General features: G+C 61.3%; 15 protein-coding genes. 3 read left to right on the top strand and 12 right to left on the bottom strand.

What is annotated here, in order from left to right:
• Position 1 precedes the first annotated feature (1 nt).
• The 3 genes from PMI11_RS32055 (at position 2) to mmsB (ending at position 3,588) form a co-directional block, all read left to right on the top strand.
• On the top strand, positions 2-991 hold the full coding sequence (locus PMI11_RS32055; RefSeq protein WP_007825818.1) for a branched-chain amino acid ABC transporter permease: 990 nt from the start codon (positions 2-4) through the stop codon (positions 989-991).
• A 110-nt stretch (positions 992-1,101) separates the two neighbouring features.
• Positions 1,102-2,697, top strand: coding sequence for a GMC family oxidoreductase (locus tag PMI11_RS32050; RefSeq protein ID WP_007825816.1), 1,596 nt, complete (start codon positions 1,102-1,104; stop codon positions 2,695-2,697).
• 9 nt (positions 2,698-2,706) lie between these two features.
• The gene (gene mmsB, locus PMI11_RS32045) at positions 2,707-3,588 is read left to right on the top strand and encodes a 3-hydroxyisobutyrate dehydrogenase (protein ID WP_007825814.1); all 882 of its coding nucleotides are present in this window, start codon (positions 2,707-2,709) and stop codon (positions 3,586-3,588) included.
• A 7-nt stretch (positions 3,589-3,595) separates the two neighbouring features.
• Here the strand turns inward: mmsB and PMI11_RS32040 are convergent, their stop codons facing one another.
• From PMI11_RS32040 to PMI11_RS31985, 12 genes are all read right to left on the bottom strand, one after another.
• Positions 3,596-4,645 carry a DUF2218 domain-containing protein gene (locus PMI11_RS32040; protein ID WP_007825810.1) on the bottom strand — a complete coding sequence of 350 codons (1,050 nt, stop codon included), beginning with the start codon at positions 4,643-4,645 and terminating at the stop codon, positions 3,596-3,598.
• Positions 4,642-6,630, bottom strand: a complete 1,989-nt coding sequence (gene fhuB, locus PMI11_RS32035; protein WP_037072569.1) for a Fe(3+)-hydroxamate ABC transporter permease FhuB — start codon at positions 6,628-6,630, stop codon at positions 4,642-4,644. Before fhuB ends, PMI11_RS32040 begins: the two co-directional genes overlap by 4 nt.
• Positions 6,623-7,498, bottom strand: coding sequence for an ABC transporter substrate-binding protein (locus PMI11_RS32030; RefSeq protein ID WP_007825806.1), 876 nt, complete (start codon positions 7,496-7,498; stop codon positions 6,623-6,625). Before PMI11_RS32030 ends, fhuB begins: the two co-directional genes overlap by 8 nt.
• 3 nt (positions 7,499-7,501) lie before the next feature.
• Entirely contained in the window at positions 7,502-8,281 is a 780-nt protein-coding gene (locus PMI11_RS32025) for an ABC transporter ATP-binding protein (protein ID WP_007825804.1), read from the bottom strand.
• Positions 8,282-8,372: 91 nt separating this feature from the next.
• On the bottom strand, positions 8,373-10,535 hold the full coding sequence (locus PMI11_RS32020; protein ID WP_007825802.1) for a TonB-dependent siderophore receptor: 2,163 nt from the start codon (positions 10,533-10,535) through the stop codon (positions 8,373-8,375).
• 162 nt (positions 10,536-10,697) lie between these two features.
• The gene (locus PMI11_RS32015; protein ID WP_007825800.1) at positions 10,698-11,582 is read right to left on the bottom strand and encodes a helix-turn-helix domain-containing protein; all 885 of its coding nucleotides are present in this window, start codon (positions 11,580-11,582) and stop codon (positions 10,698-10,700) included.
• 117 nt (positions 11,583-11,699) lie between these two features.
• Positions 11,700-12,455, bottom strand: a complete 756-nt coding sequence (locus tag PMI11_RS32010) for a fumarylacetoacetate hydrolase family protein (protein ID WP_007825798.1) — start codon at positions 12,453-12,455, stop codon at positions 11,700-11,702.
• Positions 12,456-12,534: 79 nt separating this feature from the next.
• Positions 12,535-13,902, bottom strand: coding sequence for an FGGY-family carbohydrate kinase (locus tag PMI11_RS32005; RefSeq protein WP_007825796.1), 1,368 nt, complete (start codon positions 13,900-13,902; stop codon positions 12,535-12,537).
• Positions 13,899-14,219 (bottom strand): L-rhamnose mutarotase, encoded by a 321-nt coding sequence (rhaM, locus tag PMI11_RS32000; RefSeq protein ID WP_007825794.1) that lies wholly within the window; start codon positions 14,217-14,219, stop codon positions 13,899-13,901. Before rhaM ends, PMI11_RS32005 begins: the two co-directional genes overlap by 4 nt.
• On the bottom strand, positions 14,216-15,241 hold the full coding sequence (locus PMI11_RS31995; RefSeq protein ID WP_007825792.1) for an ABC transporter permease: 1,026 nt from the start codon (positions 15,239-15,241) through the stop codon (positions 14,216-14,218). Before PMI11_RS31995 ends, rhaM begins: the two co-directional genes overlap by 4 nt.
• A complete protein-coding gene (locus PMI11_RS31990) occupies positions 15,238-16,227 on the bottom strand; it encodes an ABC transporter permease (protein WP_007825791.1) in 990 nt (329 codons plus the stop codon). The genes PMI11_RS31995 and PMI11_RS31990 overlap by 4 nt, the downstream gene beginning before the upstream one ends.
• Before the next feature lie 10 nt (positions 16,228-16,237).
• Entirely contained in the window at positions 16,238-17,773 is a 1,536-nt protein-coding gene (locus tag PMI11_RS31985; RefSeq protein ID WP_037072583.1) for a sugar ABC transporter ATP-binding protein, read from the bottom strand.
• Positions 17,774-17,808: the final 35 nt, after the last annotated feature.

Genomic DNA, 17,808 nt, shown 5'->3' with positions numbered 1-17,808 from the left:
CATGGCTGACATCACCGAAACCATCCGAACGGAAAAGAGCCGCACCGCACTTTCGGTGCAGACAGGATTCCTGATCATAGGGCTGTTGCTTCTGTTGCTGGCGCCCTTCTTCTTCTACCCGATTTTCCTGATGAAGCTGCTCTGCTTCGCTCTCTTTGCCTGCGCCTTCAACCTGCTGCTCGGCTATACCGGCCTGCTTTCCTTCGGCCATGCGACCTTTTTCGGCGGGGCTGCTTATTTCACCGCCTATACGGTCAAATCCTGGGGATTCCCGCCGGAACTCGGCATTCTCGTCGGCGTTGCCGGGGCAGCCCTTCTCGGCCTCGTCATGGGCTTCTTCGCGATCCGCCGGCAGGGCATCTATTTCGCCATGATCACGCTGGCGCTCTCGCAGATGTTCTTCTTCTTCTGCCTGCAGGCAAAATTCACTGAAGGCGAGGACGGCATCCAGTCGGTGCCGCGCGGCCACCTCTTTGGCTTCATCGATCTCAACAGCTCCACCAACATGTATTATTTCGTGCTGGCGGTGTTCCTGATCGGGCTTCTGATCATCTGGCGCTTCATCAATTCGCCCTTCGGCATGATCCTGAAATCGATCCGCGAGAATGAGCAGCGGGCGATCTCGCTGGGCTATTCCGTGGCGCGCTACAAGCTCGGCGCCTTCGTGATGTCTGCGGCCCTTTCCGGGCTTGCCGGATCGGTCAAATCGCTGGTCTTCCAGTTTGCAACGCTGACGGATGTCGCCTGGCAGATGTCGGGCGAGGTGATCCTGATGACGCTGCTCGGCGGCATCGGTACGCTGATCGGCCCGGTTTTCGGTGCCGGCCTCGTCGTGACGCTGCAGAACTATCTCGCCACCTCGGAATTTCCGGTGACGATCATCACCGGCGTTGTCTTCATGATCTGCGTGCTGATCTTCCGCCGCGGCATCATCGGTGAATTCTATGCCTCTCGGCTGGGGCGTAAACTGGGCTTTGTCTATCGCCGCTGAACGGGCGGACCTCCTCTCCTGCAACGGGAAAGGATGTGCAGCGGCGCCGCGAAATCCCGCCTCCTCAGGCCCGGGGAGGCGGGACGCAGCCATTTCGGAGTGCATGATCCATGGATCGCTACGACTATATCATCATCGGGGCAGGCAGCGCCGGCTGTGTGCTCGCAAATCGGCTGTCAGCCGACCGCAACACAAGGGTCTTGCTGCTGGAGGCGGGTGGCAACGACAATTACCACTGGATCCACATTCCCGTCGGTTATCTCTACTGCATCAACAATCCGCGCACCGACTGGTGTTTTACCACCGCGCCCGAGGACGGGCTGAACGGACGGGCGCTGAACTATCCGCGCGGCAAGGTGCTCGGCGGCTGCTCCTCGATCAACGGCATGATCTACATGCGCGGTCAGGCCCGTGATTACGATCTCTGGCGACAGATGGGCTGCACCGGCTGGGGCTGGGACGACGTGCTGCCTTATTTCCGCAAATCGGAGGATCATTATCAGGGCGAGGACGAGATGCATGGCGCCGGCGGCGAATGGCGCGTGGAAAAGGCGCGCGTCCGCTGGGATGTGCTCGATGCGTTCCAGCAGGCGGCCAAGGAGGCCGGCATTCCCGAAACGGCAGATTTCAATCGCGGCAGCAACGAGGGCTCCGGCTATTTCGACGTCAACCAGCGCGCCGGCATCCGCTGGAACGCGACGAAGGCCTTTCTACGCCCGGCCATGAAACGCGGCAACCTCACTGTCATGACGAAGGCGCAGGTGCGGCGGCTGCTGGTCGAGGAGGGCGCCGTCGCCGGCGTCGAGTTCCAGCACGGCGGCAAGGCGAAGCGGGCCTATGCAACGAAGGAGACGGTGCTTTCGGCCGGCTCCATCGGCTCGCCACACATTCTGGAACTGTCGGGCATCGGTCGCGGGGAAGTTCTCCATCAGGCCGGCATCGATGTGCTGACCGAGGTGAAGGGTATCGGCGAGAACCTGCAGGACCATCTGCAGCTTCGGCTTGCCTATAAGGTGACAGGCGTGCCGACACTCAACGAAAAGGCGTCGAAGCTGCTCGGCAAGGCGGCGATCGGCCTCGAATATCTCATGCACCGTTCCGGTCCGATGGCGATGGCGCCAAGCCAGCTGGGCATCTTTACCCGGTCTGGTCCTGATAAGGAGACACCTGATCTGCAGTATCATGTGCAGCCGGTGTCACTCGACAAGTTCGGCGATCCCGTCCACGCCTTTCCGGCGATCACGGCGAGCGTCTGCAATCTCCGGCCGGAAAGCCGCGGTTCCGTGCATGTCTCCAGTCCCGATTTTGCTGCCCAGCCCGTCATTGCGCCAAGATACCTCTCGACGCAGCGCGATCGCGACATAGCTGTTCGCTCGATAAAGCTGACGCGCCGGATCGTCGCACAGCCATCCTTCGCCCGCTTTCATCCAGAGGAGTTCAAGCCAGGGCCGAGCTACCGAAACGAGGCGGAACTGGAAAAGGCGGCTGGCGATATCGGCACGACGATTTTTCACCCTGTCGGCACCTGCCGCATGGGTATCGACAGGGACAGTGTCGTCGATCCGCGGTTGAGGTTGCGGGCGCTCGGCAGGCTCAGGATCGCGGATGCCTCGGTGATGCCGGCCATCACCTCGGGCAATACCAATTCGCCGACAATCATGATTGCCGAAAAGGCGGCGGCTATGATCCTCGAAGACAACAGATAGGAGAAGAGCATGGCTAGGATCGGATTTATCGGGCTTGGCAACATGGGCGGGCCAATGGCTGCCAATCTCGTCAAAGCCGGCCACGAGGTTCTCGGCTTCGATCTGGCCGCACCCGTGCTGAAGGCGGCGGAGGAAAGCGGTGTGAAACCGGCCAGCCATGCCAGCCAGGCTGTCAAGGAGGCTGAAATCATCATCACCATGCTGCCGCAGGGCAGGCATGTGTTGACGGCCTGGGCCGATATATTGCAATCGGCGGCGCAGGGTACGCTCGTCATCGATTGCTCGACCATCGATGTCGAAAGCAGCCGCAAGGCGCACGAAATGGCGAAAGCAGCAAGCTGCCTTTCGCTCGACGCACCCGTTTCCGGCGGCACGGGCGGAGCGAGCGCCGGTACTTTGACCTTTATGGCAGGCGGCTCGGAAGAAGCCTTTGCCAAGGCAAAACCGATCCTAGAGGCCATGGGCAAGAAGATCGTTCATTGCGGTGAAGCAGGCGCCGGACAGGCCGCGAAGATCTGCAACAACATGATCCTCGGCATTTCCATGGTCGGCGTCTGCGAAGCCTTCGTGCTTGCCGAAAAGCTTGGTCTCTCGCATCAGGCGCTCTTCGATGTCGCTTCCACCTCATCCGGCCAATGCTGGTCGATCAACACCTATTGCCCGGTGCCGGGACCGGTGCCGACCTCACCGGCCAACAATGACTACAAGCCGGGTTTTGCTGCAGCACTGATGCTGAAGGATCTGAGGCTTTCGCAGGAGGCGGCACTCGCGAGCGGTGCCTCCACGCCGCTTGGTGCGGAAGCCGCGCAGCTCTACGCACTCTTCGAGAAGCTCGGCAACGGCGGCAGGGATTTCTCCGCCATTATCGAGATGTTCCGCGAAAAGGCATAAGGCGCCTCTACCGCTCCCAATAGGCGCCGATGCTCATCTTGTGCCGGTCGTGGCCACGTTCGGCCTTGAGGAAATCGCGGATGCGCTTGGCCTCGGATCGTTCACAGCCGACCCAGACGAAGGTCTCTGCGTCGACATCGTTCAGTGCGCCTTTGATTGCGCTTTCGATGAGACCCATGGTGCCGGCCGGCGCGCCGTTACGATGCATCCAGGTCAGGTCGATCGTCCCAGCGGACGGCAGCGACAATTCCTCCGAGGGACCATCGACTTCGAGGAAGATACGCAACTTCGTTCCCCCGGGAACTTCTGCCGCAATGCGCGAGATCGCGGGCAGGGCCGTCTCGTCGCCGGCAAGGATCATCGACGTGGCATCGGGGACACCACCGCCGCCGGGGCCGAGCGCACCGGCGATATCGCCGGGCTGCGCATTCACCGCCCATTCGGCGCCGGGCATGTTTTCGCCCTCATGCAAGACGAAATCGATATCGATCTCGCCGCGTTCCAGATCGATTCCTCGGAACGTATAGATGCGCACGGTCAACGCGTCCTCGTCCTTCGCCCATTCGATGCGGCCGTCCGAGCGCAGTTTCGGCCAGACGGGCGTGCGACCCTTCGGCGGGATGAGCAGGCGAAAGTGCAGCCCGCCGTGAGCGAAATGCCTGGCATCGTCGCAAGCCACAGTCACCCGGCGCATATGCGGGCTGATGTTGCGGGCGCTGACCACGCGGATCTCGCGCAGGTCAGGCAGGCGGTCCGCTTTCGGCGCGTCCGACCAAGTGAGCTCCAGAGTCTCTTCTCCCGCGAACTGGAAGAGATGCTCGGCAAGCACCGAGCGGACATTCTGCAGCGCCCGCGCACTCTTGCAGGAGAGTTCGATCGCAAGCTTCGGGCCATCGTGGCGGATGTCAGCCTTGCCGATCACCATCTCCAGTGTCACCAGGTCGCCGTCGCGTTTGACGGTGCTGTGTTCGACGAAATGCGAGCAAAGCTCGTCGAGCATCCTGCCGGGATCGACGGCGATTGCGACTCCGGAGGCGGTAAAGGGTGCAGCCATCATTGTTTGATGTCCTTTCGCGAAAGCAGCCAGATGAGATAAGGCCCGCCGATCAGCGCCGCGAAAAGACCGACTGGCACCTGATAGGGGTAGATGACGACGCGCGAGAGCCAATCGGCTGTCATCAGCACGCTGGCACCGAAAATAACGCTGGCGGCAAGCTGGTGGCCGGGCCGATGGAAGCCGGCGAGCCGGGCAAGATGCGGCGCGATAAGCCCGGTGAGGCTGAGCGGTCCAACGAGGAAAGAGGCGATCGCCGTCATCAGTGCGGCGAGCATGGCCAGAAGCAGGCGGCTTGTGCCGACCCGAAGTCCGAGGGATCGGCTGGAATTGCCGCCGAGCGGCAGCATCGTTAGCCAGCGGCCGAGGAAGGGCAGCGGGGCCACCAGCACGATGAGCGAGATCACCGCCGTCCAGGCTTCAAAGGCACCGGCGCGATTGGTCGAGCCGGAGAGCCATGTGAGGAGAATGTAACCGCGAATGTCACCTTGCGCGAGCACCATGGTAACGATTGCCATGGCGAAGGCGCCGATGCCGACACCGGCAAGCAGCATGCGCTCCGGTGAGAACTGTGCGCGGGCCGAAATGGCGATCATCGCCCCGAAGGCCGCGAGTGCGCCGAGCGCCAGGGCAAGCAGCATGATGACGGGCGAGGGGAAGCCGAAGAGAAAGAGCGCGACCGTCAGCCCTGCGCCGGCGCCGCTGCTGACGCCGAGCACTTCCGGACTTGCGATCGGATTGCCCGTCATCCGCTGCATGATGAAACCTGCTGCCGCGAGCATTCCGCCAGCACCGGCAGCAACGATGGTGCGCGGCAGGCGGAAGGGCAGGAGATCGGTGAAATCTGTACCCGTTGCGAAATGCCAGCCGTCGTCGGCTGGGCCGAGGGTGAGGAAGACGACAAAGAGCAAAATGACAGCAGCAGAGAGCCCAGCGAGAATGAACAGAGGCTTGGACAGCCTCTTGAGGGCCGCAGTCGACTGCGCGGCTACGGCCGAGACGGAATGGACGCGCGGCAACAGGAAAAGCAGCAGCGGTCCACCAAGCAGGGCGGTTGCGGCGCCGGTCGGGGCAAGATCGGTGAAGCCAGGGCCGAGGATTTGTGTCAGGCAATCGGTGAGGAATAGCAGACCGGCACCCGTCAGTGGTGCTGCGATCATCAGGCTCCCGGTGCTGCGCGCGCCGAAGAGCCGTGCGATTGCGGGGGCAGCAAGGCCGAGGAAGCCGAGGACGCCTATTTCGGCGGTGACCGAAGCTGCGAGCCAGACGGCAAGGGCGAGGATGGTAAAGCGTGCGGAATGCAGTGCGAGGCCGAGGCTCCCGGCGCTGTTATCATCGAGCGTCAGAATGCGAAGTGGCCGTACGAGTAGCATGGCGGCAGCGAAACCGAGGATGAGGCGCGGCCCGAGTGAAAGCACGCCATTCCAGTCCTGCTGGCTGAGCGATCCGGCGCCCCAGATATAAATCGACATGGCATATTCGCCGCGCGCCAGGATGAGCGTAACGTTCAAGGCGGCGGCAATCATGCTGACGATCATGCCCGAGAGTGCGACAGTGACCGGATCTAGTCCGTGTCGCCAGCTTAGTGCCAGGACGATTGCGACGGCGCCAAGCCCGCCGCCGAAGGCGACAATCTCACGCGAAAACCCAATCAGCAGCGGCGAAAAGCTGAGGGCGGCCGTCATGGCCAGTTCCGCACCGGCGGCAATGCCGAGTGTGGAGGCATCGGCGATCGGATTGCGCAGCACGCGCTGCAGCAGCGTACCGGAAAGACCGAGGGCAGCACCGGCGATCAGCGCCAGCACGGCGCGGGGCAGGATGCTGTTCCAGAGCAACACGCCATTGAGCAAGGCGGCTTGAGCGGTGTCGCCGGGTATCGGCGGGCGCGTTGCGATCAGAAGCGTGAAGCCGGTGATGCAAAGAGCCGGTAACAAGATTGCGGCAAGCGGAATGCCGTGACCGCGGGCGGGTCGGGCGAGACTAACCATTCCATGCATGGCCAAGCCTCTCCTGCAAAAGATCGGCAAAGCGCATGGCAGCCGGCAGCGCGCCGTAGGGATTGATGGAGCCGAGCATCAGCACGCGCTTCTCGCGCACGGCCGGCAGTGCATTCCAGAAGGCGCTGGTCGAAAGCGTGGCAAGCGCATCGGCCGGCTGCGGTGGGATCATCACGATCCAGGCATCCGGCATGGAGGCCAGCGTCTCGATGCCGACGGGCGCGGCGGCCGAATAGCTGGTCGCGCCCTGCCAGGCATTGGTGAGGCCGACGCGCTTCAGCACCTCACCGAACATGCTATCAGAGCCGAAGACGCGGAAATGCCTGGCATCGCCGAGATTGATCGGAATCACGGGTCGGCCGTCGCCGGCAGCAAAACCTGTCTTGTAACGATCGAGTTTGGCAGAAAGCTCCTCAGTGAGCTGCCTTGCGGCGGCAAGCTGCAGCCGTTCGCCGATCGCGATCGTTGCCTGTTCGGCAAGCGCATAGGGGCTTTCGCCCGGCTTGTAGATCGCAAGGCTTTCGACAGGCGCAATCGGCTGCATGCGGGCGTCCGCCCAGGCGTAGAAATTCGAATTGAAGATCAGCTCCGGGCGGGCAAACCGCAGCACTTCGAAATTCGGTGTGCCGCGCAGGCCGAGATCGGCGACGCCATCGGGAATGACAGGTGTCACCGCCACCTCGCGGAACTGCCGCAGCTCCGTTCCGGCAACGACATTGGCGCCGATCGCCATGAGGGTTTCGAGCAGAGCCCAATCAAGGGTCGCGACGCGCAGGCTGTCACCCGCCCGCAGGAGCGCGGGGGCCGACAGCGTGGCCGCCCCACCGGCCAGAAACTGCCTGCGGGAGAACAATGCCATGGGCTACAACAGATAGCTGACCGGCTCGTTGCGAACCGGATGCGGGAAGACGCCCATGCCGACACCGAAGATCGACTGCAGCTTGTCAGCCTGCATGATCTCGGCCGGTATGCCTTCGGCGGTGATCTTGCCGTGGTTGAGCGCGATGATCGCGTCGCAATAGCGCGCAGCAAGATTGATGTCATGCAGCACGATGATGACTGTGAGCCCACGTTCGTGGCTGAGTTCCTGCACCAGCGAGAGCACGCTTGCCTGATGGGCGAGGTCTAGCGCCGACGTGGGTTCGTCGAGCAGCAGGCAGCGGGCGTTCTGGGCGAGCATCATCGCGATCCAGGCGCGCTGGCGCTCACCGCCGGACATGCTGGCGACGAGGCGGTCGGCAAAATCTTCAAGCTCGGTGCGGACGATCGCTTCCTCGACCATCTCGCGATCCGCTGCGCTGAAGCGGCCGAGCGTGCCGTGCCAGGGGAAACGGCCGAGCGCCACGAGTTCGCGTACCGTCATGCCGTCGGTCGCCGGGGTGAATTGCGGCATATAGGCGACATGGCGGGCAAAGGCGCGGTTACCCCAGTCGGCGGCCGCCTTGCCGTCGAAGGAGATCGAGCCGCTTTTCGGTGCGATCTGCCGGGCGATGGTCTTGAGGAGTGTGCTCTTGCCGGAACCGTTCGGGCCGACCAGACCGTAAATACGGCCAGCCTCAAGCGTCAGATCGATGCCGTTGAGGATGGTTCTGGCGCCGATGGCATAGTCTATTCCGGAAAGGCTCAGGAAGGACGTGGACACGAGGAAACTCCAGCTTGGCTGCAAAGGGTTCGGGAGGGCCGAGCCCTCCCTTTATCGCAGCTTCCTGAAAAACTAAACTATATTTGTCAACTTACCATTTCTTGCTGAGCTTGAAAGTGACCGTGCGTGCATCGCCATAACCGCAGACCGTCAGGCCCTGGCAGCTCGATACATATTCCTTGTCGAAGAGATTGGCGACGTTGAGCGAGGCGGCCCAGTTTTCCTTCTCGTAGCGGATGGCTGCGTCGATAACTGTCGCTGCCGGCACCTTTTCAGTGTTCTGTTCGTCTGCCCATGACCAGCCCTGATGCCGAACGCCGGCGCCGAAGCTCAGGCCTTCCAGCGTGCCCGTCGTGACGAGGTAGTCGACCCAGAGCGAAGCCTTGACCTTCGGCGTGATGTAGGGAGACTTGCCGACGAGAAGGGGATTGGCTTCGTTTTCCAACACTTCCATGTCGGTATAATCGAGGCCGGCGGTGACCTTCCAGTTGTCGTTGACGTTGACCTTGCTTTCGAGTTCGAAGCCGCGTGAGCGTACCTTGCCGAGCTGGCTCTGCTCGAAGGTGATCGGATTGCTGACGGCATTGTTGCGCTTGTCGATCTGGAACACGGAAGCCGTGATAACGCCATCGAAGAAGGTCGGCTCATATTTGACGCCACCTTCGATCTGATAGCCTTCCTCGGGCTTGAGGGGGCCGGAAATGCCGGTGCCGATCAACGGGTTGAAGAAGCTCGCGACGCTGACATAGGGGGTCAGGCCGTTGTCGAATTCATAGGCAAGGCCGGCGCGGCCGCTGGCTGCGCCGTCGTCGAAGCTGTAGCTCGTCCCGATCGCCGCATCGGAGTCGATGTCGACATGGTCATAGCGGCCATTCAACGTCAGCAGCCAGCCATCGCCGAAATGGATCTGGTCCTGAGCGTAGATGCCGATCTGCTTCATGGTCACGATGCCATCAGCATAAACGAAATTGGCTCCCTGTGGCGTGCCGTAGACCGGATCGGTCGCGCTGATCGGATTGGAGCCGCAGCAGGCCTGCCAGTTGTCCAACCGGTAATATTTGTAATCGATGCCGGCGAGCAGGTTGTGCGTCGCGCCGCCGAGCTCGGTCTCGCCCTCGATGCGATTGTCGATACCGACGGAATCGACGCCGGAGCGGCCTTCGAAGCCGATACGCGCGAGGTCGTAATCCGGTGCTGTCGGCACGCCGCCCACATAACCGTTGAGGTACGGGCCCTGCTCATGCTTGTCGAGACGGCCATAACGGAAGTTCGAAGTGAATTTCACGCCACTGTCGAATTCATGCTCGAATTCGTATCCCACCATCTTCTGGACATAGCTGCCATCATCGATATCCGGCTCGCCGTAGAAGGCGTCGCGCGGGATCTTGCCGAAAGGGGCGTCCACGACCGTGCCGACATAGGGGAAGAAGCCGTTGCCGGTATGGACCTGATCGAGGCCTCCAAGATAGCCCCAGACAGTGAAGCTCGTCGCATCATCAGGCGCGATCTTCAGCTGCGGCATGATGAAACCGCGGAAATCATGGGAGAAATCCGAGTAGTTGTCACCGCCGGAGACCTTGCCAGTGAGGCGGTAGGTCATGGTGTCGCTGGAGCCGACCTTGTCGGAAATGTCGAAACCGGTGAAGGCATTGCCGTTACTGTTGATGCCGATATCCGTGTAATAGAGCGGCTCGTCGAGCGGGCGCTTACGCACGAGATTGATGATGCCGCCCGGATTGGCGCCGCCGTAGAGCACGGAGGCCGGGCCTTTCAGAACCTCGACGCGCTCCAGCATAAAGGGATCGATCTGGAAACCGCCGAAGCCGTAGCTGAAGAGGTTCAGGTTATCGAAGAAGACGCCGGTCTGTGTGGCGTTGAAGCCGCGGATGTAGAACCAGTCGGTATCGGGGTCATTGCCGAAGGGCTGGGTTGTCACGCCAGGCGTGTAGAGCAGCGCCTCGTCGATCTTGTTGGTGATGCCGTGATCGTCCATTTCCTGCTTGCCGATGACCGAGACCGACTGCGGGATTTCGTTGATCGGCGTATCGCTCTTGGAGCCGGCAGACGAGGTCTTCGCGACATAACCTTTGACCGGAGCAGTGGCGCTATCGACGCCGCCCTGGATGACGATCGGCGCCAGTTGCGTCGGACTGGCGTCCTGAGCAAGAGCGGAGGATGCCGCCATGATGCCGGCGACGGCCGTTCCTGCCAGTAGATATGCCCTGAAGATGAGCCCCTTGGTCTGCGCTCGCATAGATTACCCCACTCGTGCCGCGGCTTTTCCCGCCGCGGTATGGCCTTGAATAAGTCGAGTGTTTAACTCAAATTTAATTGGGCGGATTGTCGTGATCGGGTGGAAATTGAACGTTCTTGGGCAATTTTCCGCGCTGCACGCAAAAGCCCAGGCGTGTTGCAATTACGCAATCTGCGCCTTTTTCCAGTTCGCCGGCGTGGTCCCCAGATTCTTCCGGAAAACGCGGGTGAAATGGGCCTGATCGGCAAAGCCGGTTTCCACGGCGATAGTCGTCAGGGGATATTCGCTGCGTACCAGCAGATGTTTTGCTCGATCGAGGCGGACATTGGTCTGATATTGATGCGGTGCCACGCCGGTCGAGGCCTTGAAGGCGTGGCTGAAATGCGATTGCGACAGGCCAGTGACCGATGCCAGTTCTTCCAGCCGGATATTGCGTAGGCAATTCTCCTCGATGAAATCGGTGGCGCGGCGCAATTGCCAGCCTGCAAGCTTGCTGCGCTTGCGCGGCTGCACCTTGGTAAGCTTCAGCACATCGATTATGAGGGAAAGCGACAGGCCATCGCCATAGAGATCATGCAGCGGCTGCGGATTGACGCATTCGGCGGCAATCAACTGGGCGAGCGACAACAGGCGCTCATCGGAAAACAGCAGCTGCGCATTGGCGAGGCGCTGTGGATCGAGATCATCGCCGAGCCTTCGGCTGATGGTCTCGACATCGAAATGGATGTCGAGATGGCGCAGCGAATGCACATCCACCAGATCGGCCCAGACTTCCATATCGGCCGGCACATAGGAGATTGGCCGCTTTTCGGTGTCCTGCACGGTGCCGTGGGCGCGCGGCGAGAGCTTTACCCGCGAATTGCCCGGCCCGCGCTTTTCAAGGAGGATGAAAAGCCGCGGGTCGCGCGATACGTAATAGCCACCGGAATGCGGAGCGCAGTCCACATCCCAGACATCCGCCACGATGCCGTTCCACACCCGGCGATTGACACCCTTGGTGACGGAAAAGCCGTGAATCCTGTTTTCCATGCGCGGTTGAAACGTCATTTCCACTTCCGCCTCCGGCCAGACGGCCGAAATAAACCTTCGTAATAAACTCAAGTTTAATACAGGAGGCGGAGCGGGATGACAATCACCCAGTTTATGCGGGCAGAAATGCCGGTATCAGATGACGGAGAAGGTCAGTCGTGCGCTGTCGCCAAAGCGGATGTCGATCTCGCCGGGTTCGGTGAGTTCGACGGCGCCGCTGAGCGTGCCGGTCGTGATGAGCGCGCCGGATTTCAGGGAATCTTCCGGGCGCAGCGGGTCGTTGACGTAGTCGACCAGCCAGGTCACGACGTCGCCCTTCGGATGTTTGGCAAGACCATCATAGATCGTCTTGCTGCCCTGGGTGACCTTCAGCGGCGTGCTTGCGGCGGTATCGATGAAGCTCTTTGCAATGGAGGGGCCGAGCACATAGCCGCTATTGCCGAGACGATCCGCGAGGAAGAGGAGGAAGGAGATAGCACCGCTTTCCTTCACCGCGCTGACCAGCAGTTCGGCGCCGAGATAGGCGGTGGACATTGCCTCCAGCACTTCGGCGCGGCTGTAGGGGGCGCCCTTGCGATAGGGCAGGTCCTTACCGAAACGCACGGCAATTTCGGTTTCGAATTTCAGGCCCGGATACCAGGCAACGGTCGCACCGGAGACGGCTTCGGCATAGGGATGGAGGGGTGCTGTAACCGGCTGGCCCTCGGGCGAGGACGTGACCTTCCAGGCGTTGCTCGCGACCCCTTCCTCGGCTTTCAGGGCATTCTGCGTTTCCATCGCCTGGTTCAGATCAGCCGGCAGTGAAAAGGCGCTTGTCGGCTCCTGTTTTGCGGCCTGGCGCAGGCCGTGGAGTTTGGCGGCCAGTGCGCGCGGGTCGAATGATTCAGTCATGCTGTTTCCTCCATCAAATCGAGAGGGTGCCACACTAGCGGCGCAGCCGACATGAACAAGGCCAGTCTTGGAAACACTGTTATTCCATCGCGGCGTACCATCGTTCCCGATAGGCGGAGAGGCCCGGAATTGCCTGGGGTAGGAAGTGTTTTTCCACGCCGGATACCGGCTTGATGCCGGCAAGCAGGGCCGCCCCCTGGCTGGTGCCGGTCGAGCCCGGCAGCGCCATCGTATCGCGGCCGGTGATTGCGGCAATCAGCGACAGATAGGTCTCGTTCAATGCGAAAGGGCCTTCGACGATGATTGGACCTTTGGCGCCGATCAGCCCGAGGCAGGCCTCCGTCATCAATGCGAGATAGAGGCAGGCAGCGGCATATCGCTCCTCGCGGCTCGCATCATCTACGTTGGTCCAGTGGCTGACCTTGCCCGGAAAGGGACCGGAGCCCGGCGCCACGTTCGGCAGCAGCATGATGCCCTTCGCAACGACATCCGTGATGACGGCCTTTGCCTCTGCATCGCCGACCTTGCCGATCTCGGCCGACAGGATCTCGAATTCGCGACCGCCCATGAAACGGGAGGAGGGCACGGCGCGGCCATAGGCATCGACATTGGCGAGCGCATCGCGCTTGGCGTCGAGATGGGCGAGATCGCCGCCGACGCCGAAATTGATGACCCAGGTGCCGGTTGAGACGACCGCAAAGGGCGCCTTGCGGCCGACAAGATGCGGCAGGAGCGACGCATTTGAATCATGAATGCCGCAATAGACGGGCACGGAAAGACCGATTTCAGCGGCAATATCGGGCAGAACGTGGCCAAGTGCGTCGAAGGCAGAACGGATCGGTGCCATCCGGTTGCGAATGGCAAGCGTATCGACCAGCGAAGAGTAGGCACCTGTCTTCGGATTCCAGAGGTCCGTATGACAGCCCAGCGAGGTCGCCTCGTTCGCAGCGACACCAGTCAGCCGCGCCGACCAATATTGTGCATAGGTGAGAATGGTTGCGACCTTGGCGAACTCTTCGGCAAAAGCCGTTTTCTGGTAATGGAGTTGCGCGCCGATATTCAGACCCATTGAAAGACGGGGCGAGAAGGTTTCCATGAAGGGCGGCCGCAAAGCGTCATAGGCGTCGCGGATCTCTAGTGGGTATTCATGCTCATAGTCGATGACGGGCATCGCAAGCTTGCCGTCCGCGCCGAGCAGGGCGGCGGCCGCGCCATGTGTGGTGATCGAGATCGCGTCAAAACCCGGCTCGCTGGCAAAGGCTTTCAGCGAAGCAAGCGCGAAGCTCCAGAGCGCTTCGATATCATAATGCGGAAAGAGGCCGTCGCGGATGACCGTATTCGGCTGCTTGCGGACGGCGATTTCGGCGCCCGTCGCGCTGTCGAGAACGACCACCTTGGCGTTTGTCTTGCCGATATCGAGAACGGCGATGCGGCGGTAATCGCTCATGGCATATGAAAAACGGTGACGAGGTCGCTCTGGACGGGCGAATTGTCCGGATTGGACGCCATGATATCGGCCATATGCGCCCACCATTTCTTCATGACGGGATGGTCCGGCAGGCTTGCCATCGTGTGATCCTTCTGCCGGGTCAGCACGCCGAAAAGCGTATTGGTCTCTCGGTCGAGATGGATGGAATAATCGCTGGCGCCGGACTGGTGCAGCAGATCGACCAGTTCCGGCCAGATCTCGTCATGCCGCTTCCTGTATTCGGCCTCCATGCCGGGATTGAGCTTCATCTTGAAGGCGTGTTTTTCCAGGGTCATTTGGCGCTCATGGCTTTGATGCGGCGGGCGATGATCGGGATCGCGATGGTGATGATCAGGAGCAGGCCGATGAAGATCGACATGACGATACCTGGCACGTTCAACAGGCCAAGACCGAAAGTCACGAGGCCCATGACGAAGGCGGCGATGACGACGCCGCCGATCGTACCGGAGCCGCCGAGGATCGAGATGCCGCCGAGCACGACCATGGTGACGACTTCGAGTTCCCACCCTTGCGCGATCGACGGGCGGGTCGAGCCGAGGCGCGAGGTCAGGCAGACCGCAGCGACACCGCTCATCACGCCGGTCAGCAGGAAGAGGATGAATTTCACGCGCTCGACCGGAATGCCGGAGAAGCGGGCCGCGAAATCATTGTTGCCGATCGTATAGACCTGCCGGCCGAAATTCGTCGCATGCAGCAGGATCGCAAAGAGAATTGCCAGCACGATGAACAGCACGAATTCGAAGGAGAAGACCCAGACGACGTAGCCCTGGCCGAAATAGGCGAAATCCGCCGGATATTTGCCATAGGCCTGGTCTCCCAGCACGATATAGGAAATGCCGCGGAACAGGCTCATCGTACCGATGGTGACGACGATCGACGGCAGCTTAAGCACCGAGACGAGCACACCGTTGAAGATACCGCAGAGAAGTCCGGTGCCGATGCCGATCAGCACGAGGCCCGGCGTGCCGACGCCGACCTGCGCTGCAGCACCCATGGCCGTCGAGGCAAGCGCGATGATCGCTGCAACCGACAGGTCAATTTCACCGGCGATGACGAGCAGCGCCATGGCAAAGGCAATCATTGCCTTTTCGGTGAAGTTGAAAGTCGCGTCCGAGAGGTTCCAGGCATCGAGGAAGTAAGGCGAAGCCACGGAATTGAAGATGAAGATAAGGACGGCGACGCCGAAGAGCAGCACTTCCCAGCTCGACATGACGCGTTTGAAGGGCGTGCCGAGCCGATCGGGGATGACGCGCTTTTCGGGCTTTTGCGTTTCGAGGGGAGAGGAAACCATGCTCATGCTGCGACCTCCGCTGCGGCGCGGTCACGCAGGATGATGCGGCCGCGATTGCGCTCGCGCCTTGCGTTGAAGACGACGGCGAGGATGATGACGGTTCCCGAGATCGCCATCTGGGTAAAGGGCGAAATGCCGATGACGGGCAGGGCGTTCTTGATGACGCCGAGGAAGAGCGCGCCGAGCACCGTACCGGCGACCGAACCGACACCGCCGGCGATCGAAATGCCGCCGATCACGCAGGCCGCGACGCTATCGAGCTCGAAACCGTTGGCGATATCGACATAGGCGACCGCATAACGCGAGACCCAGAGATAGCTGGAAAGACCGGCGAGCGCACCCGAGAGAACGAAGGCAAGGAATTTCGTCTTGCCCGTATCGATACCGGCATAGACAGCGGCCGTCGGGTTGCCGCCGGTCGCATAGGCCGAGCGGCCGAACTGGCTGTAGCGCAGTAGCATGTACATCAGCGCGACGATGATGATCGCGACCCAGCTCAGCACCGGCAGGCCAAGGATCGGTGTGCGGGGGACAGAGAGGAAGATCGGCGTCATCTGATGGGCGTTCACCCAGGCGCCGCCCGACAACACGAAGGCCATGCCGCGATAGATGGTGAGCGTGCCGAGGGTGACGACAATCGGCGGGATTTCCAGGCGCCAGACAAGAAAGCCGTTGATCGAACCGAGGGCTGCGCCAATCACGACTGCGGCAAGGATCAGCACGATGAGCGGCAGTCCGGGAAAGGCGGCATTCATCATCGCAATCGCCATGCCGGTGAAGGCGAGATTGGCTGCGACCGAAAGGTCGATCGATTTCGTCAGGATGACCGTCATCTGGGCAAGCGCCAGGATGATGAGGATTGCCGTATCGTTGAAGATGCCGGCGAGATTATCCGGTGTCGCGAAATCGGCCGCGCGCGTCGAGAAGACGGCGATCATCACCACGATGATGGCAAAAAGCAAGGTTTCGCGTTTTCTGATCAGTCTCATCATGCCCGTCACCTCATGCATTTCCGGTCGCTGCGCGCACCAGCGCCTCAGGCGAAAGCTGATCGCGCTCGAAGAGCCCGGCCGACAGGCCCTCCTTCATGACGAGCACCCGGTCTGACATGCCGATGATCTCCGGCAGTTCAGAGGAGATCATGATGATGGAGAGGCCTTCGGCCGCAAGCTCGCTGATAAAGCCGTGGACGGCAGCCTTCGAACCGATATCGATGCCCTTGGTCGGCTCATCGAGAATGATGACCTTGGGCATGGTGGCCAGCCACTTGCCGATGACGACCTTCTGCTGGTTGCCGCCCGATAGCGTACCAACCGGCACGGAAAGTGCGGCGGCACGCAGGTCCAGGCGCTCGGCATATTTGCGGGCAAGCGCGAATTCTTCCGCCGCCTGCAGGAAGCCCTTGCGCGAGGTGCGGGTTAGCGAGGGCAGCGTCATGTTCTGATAGATCGGCATCGGCAGCGCCAGGCCGTGGCGGCCGCGCTCTTCCGGTACGTAGACGATGCCGGCGCGGATGGCGTCATGCGGGGAATTGATCGAAATCTCCCGGCCTTCGAGAACAAGCCTGCCGGAGAGCGGTTTGGTGATGCCGAAAAGCGATTGCGCCAGTTCCGAGCGGCCGGCGCCGATCAGTCCGTAGATGCCAAGGATCTCGCCCTTGCGCAGCGTCAGCGAAATATCGCGGAATTCGGTGCGATGGCTATATTTCGCGACTTCGAGGACCGGGCCGCCGATCGCCACATCGATCTTTGGGAAAGCGTTTTCGACGTCGCGGCCGACCATCATGCGGACGATTTCGTCCTGCGGCGTTTCCTTGAGCTTGCCGTGGCCGACGTCGCGTCCGTCGCGGAAGACGACGTAATTGTCGGCGATCTCGTAGAGCTCGTCGAACTTGTGGCTGATGAAGAGGATGGCCTTGCCGCTTGCCTTCAAGCCCTCGACGATACGGAAAAGATCGTCGATCTCCTTGCGCGAAAGCGCAGCCGTCGGTTCGTCCATTATGACGATCCGGGCCTCGATCGATAAGGCGCGGGCAATCGCCACGAGATGGCGCTGCGCAATCGAGAGATCCTTCAGGCGGATCGTCGGATCGATATTGCTTTCGAGCGAGGTCAGCAGTGCTCTGGCGCGGCTGTTCATCTCGCTCCAGTCGATGGTGCGCCAGCGTGTACGCGGCGCATGACCGAGGAAGATATTCTCGGCGACCGAAAGCTCGTCGAAAAGCACGGTTTCCTGGTGAATGGCGGTCACACCTGCATCGATCGCGGCTTGTGCCGTTGCAAAGTGCACCGGTTTGCCGTCGACGATGATCTCGCCCTCATTCGGACGATAGATACCCGTCAGGATCTTGACGAGCGTCGACTTGCCGGCGCCGTTTTCGCCGATCAGTGCCGTCACCTTGCCGGGATAGAGCGCGATGCTGACATTATCGAGCGCCTTCACGCCCGGAAAGATCTGCGAGATGCCGCGCATTTCCAGAATGGCGGTTGCGTCATCGGGTTTTGGGTCCGAGACGGGGTGTTGAAGGGCAGGGGTCATCAGCAAGCTTACCACCATCGAAAGAGAAGCCCGGC

This window comes from Rhizobium sp. CF142, from assembly GCF_000281145.1.
Lineage (GTDB): Bacteria > Pseudomonadota > Alphaproteobacteria > Rhizobiales > Rhizobiaceae > Rhizobium.
This window is presented reverse-complemented; position numbering and strand designations above follow the sequence as displayed.

Excerpts from the sequence above, each read along its gene's own strand:
- PMI11_RS32005 (WP_007825796.1), bottom strand. The coding sequence starts at position 13,902 with ATGAGCGATTACCGCCGCATCGCCGTTCTCGATATCGGCAAGACAAAC.
- PMI11_RS31995 (WP_007825792.1), bottom strand. The coding sequence starts at position 15,241 with ATGAGCATGGTTTCCTCTCCCCTCGAAACGCAAAAGCCCGAAAAGCGC.
- PMI11_RS32055 (WP_007825818.1), top strand. The coding sequence starts at position 2 with ATGGCTGACATCACCGAAACCATCCGAACGGAAAAGAGCCGCACCGCA.
- PMI11_RS32015 (WP_007825800.1), bottom strand. The coding sequence starts at position 11,582 with ATGACGTTTCAACCGCGCATGGAAAACAGGATTCACGGCTTTTCCGTC.
- PMI11_RS32010 (WP_007825798.1), bottom strand. The coding sequence starts at position 12,455 with ATGACTGAATCATTCGACCCGCGCGCACTGGCCGCCAAACTCCACGGC.
- fhuB (WP_037072569.1), bottom strand. The coding sequence starts at position 6,630 with ATGGTTAGTCTCGCCCGACCCGCCCGCGGTCACGGCATTCCGCTTGCC.
- PMI11_RS31985 (WP_037072583.1), bottom strand. The coding sequence starts at position 17,773 with ATGACCCCTGCCCTTCAACACCCCGTCTCGGACCCAAAACCCGATGAC.
- PMI11_RS32040 (WP_007825810.1), bottom strand. The coding sequence starts at position 4,645 with ATGATGGCTGCACCCTTTACCGCCTCCGGAGTCGCAATCGCCGTCGAT.
- PMI11_RS32050 (WP_007825816.1), top strand. The coding sequence starts at position 1,102 with ATGGATCGCTACGACTATATCATCATCGGGGCAGGCAGCGCCGGCTGT.
- PMI11_RS31990 (WP_007825791.1), bottom strand. The coding sequence starts at position 16,227 with ATGATGAGACTGATCAGAAAACGCGAAACCTTGCTTTTTGCCATCATC.
- PMI11_RS32030 (WP_007825806.1), bottom strand. The coding sequence starts at position 7,498 with ATGGCATTGTTCTCCCGCAGGCAGTTTCTGGCCGGTGGGGCGGCCACG.
- mmsB (WP_007825814.1), top strand. The coding sequence starts at position 2,707 with ATGGCTAGGATCGGATTTATCGGGCTTGGCAACATGGGCGGGCCAATG.
- PMI11_RS32020 (WP_007825802.1), bottom strand. The coding sequence starts at position 10,535 with ATGCGAGCGCAGACCAAGGGGCTCATCTTCAGGGCATATCTACTGGCA.
- rhaM (WP_007825794.1), bottom strand. The coding sequence starts at position 14,219 with ATGACCCTGGAAAAACACGCCTTCAAGATGAAGCTCAATCCCGGCATG.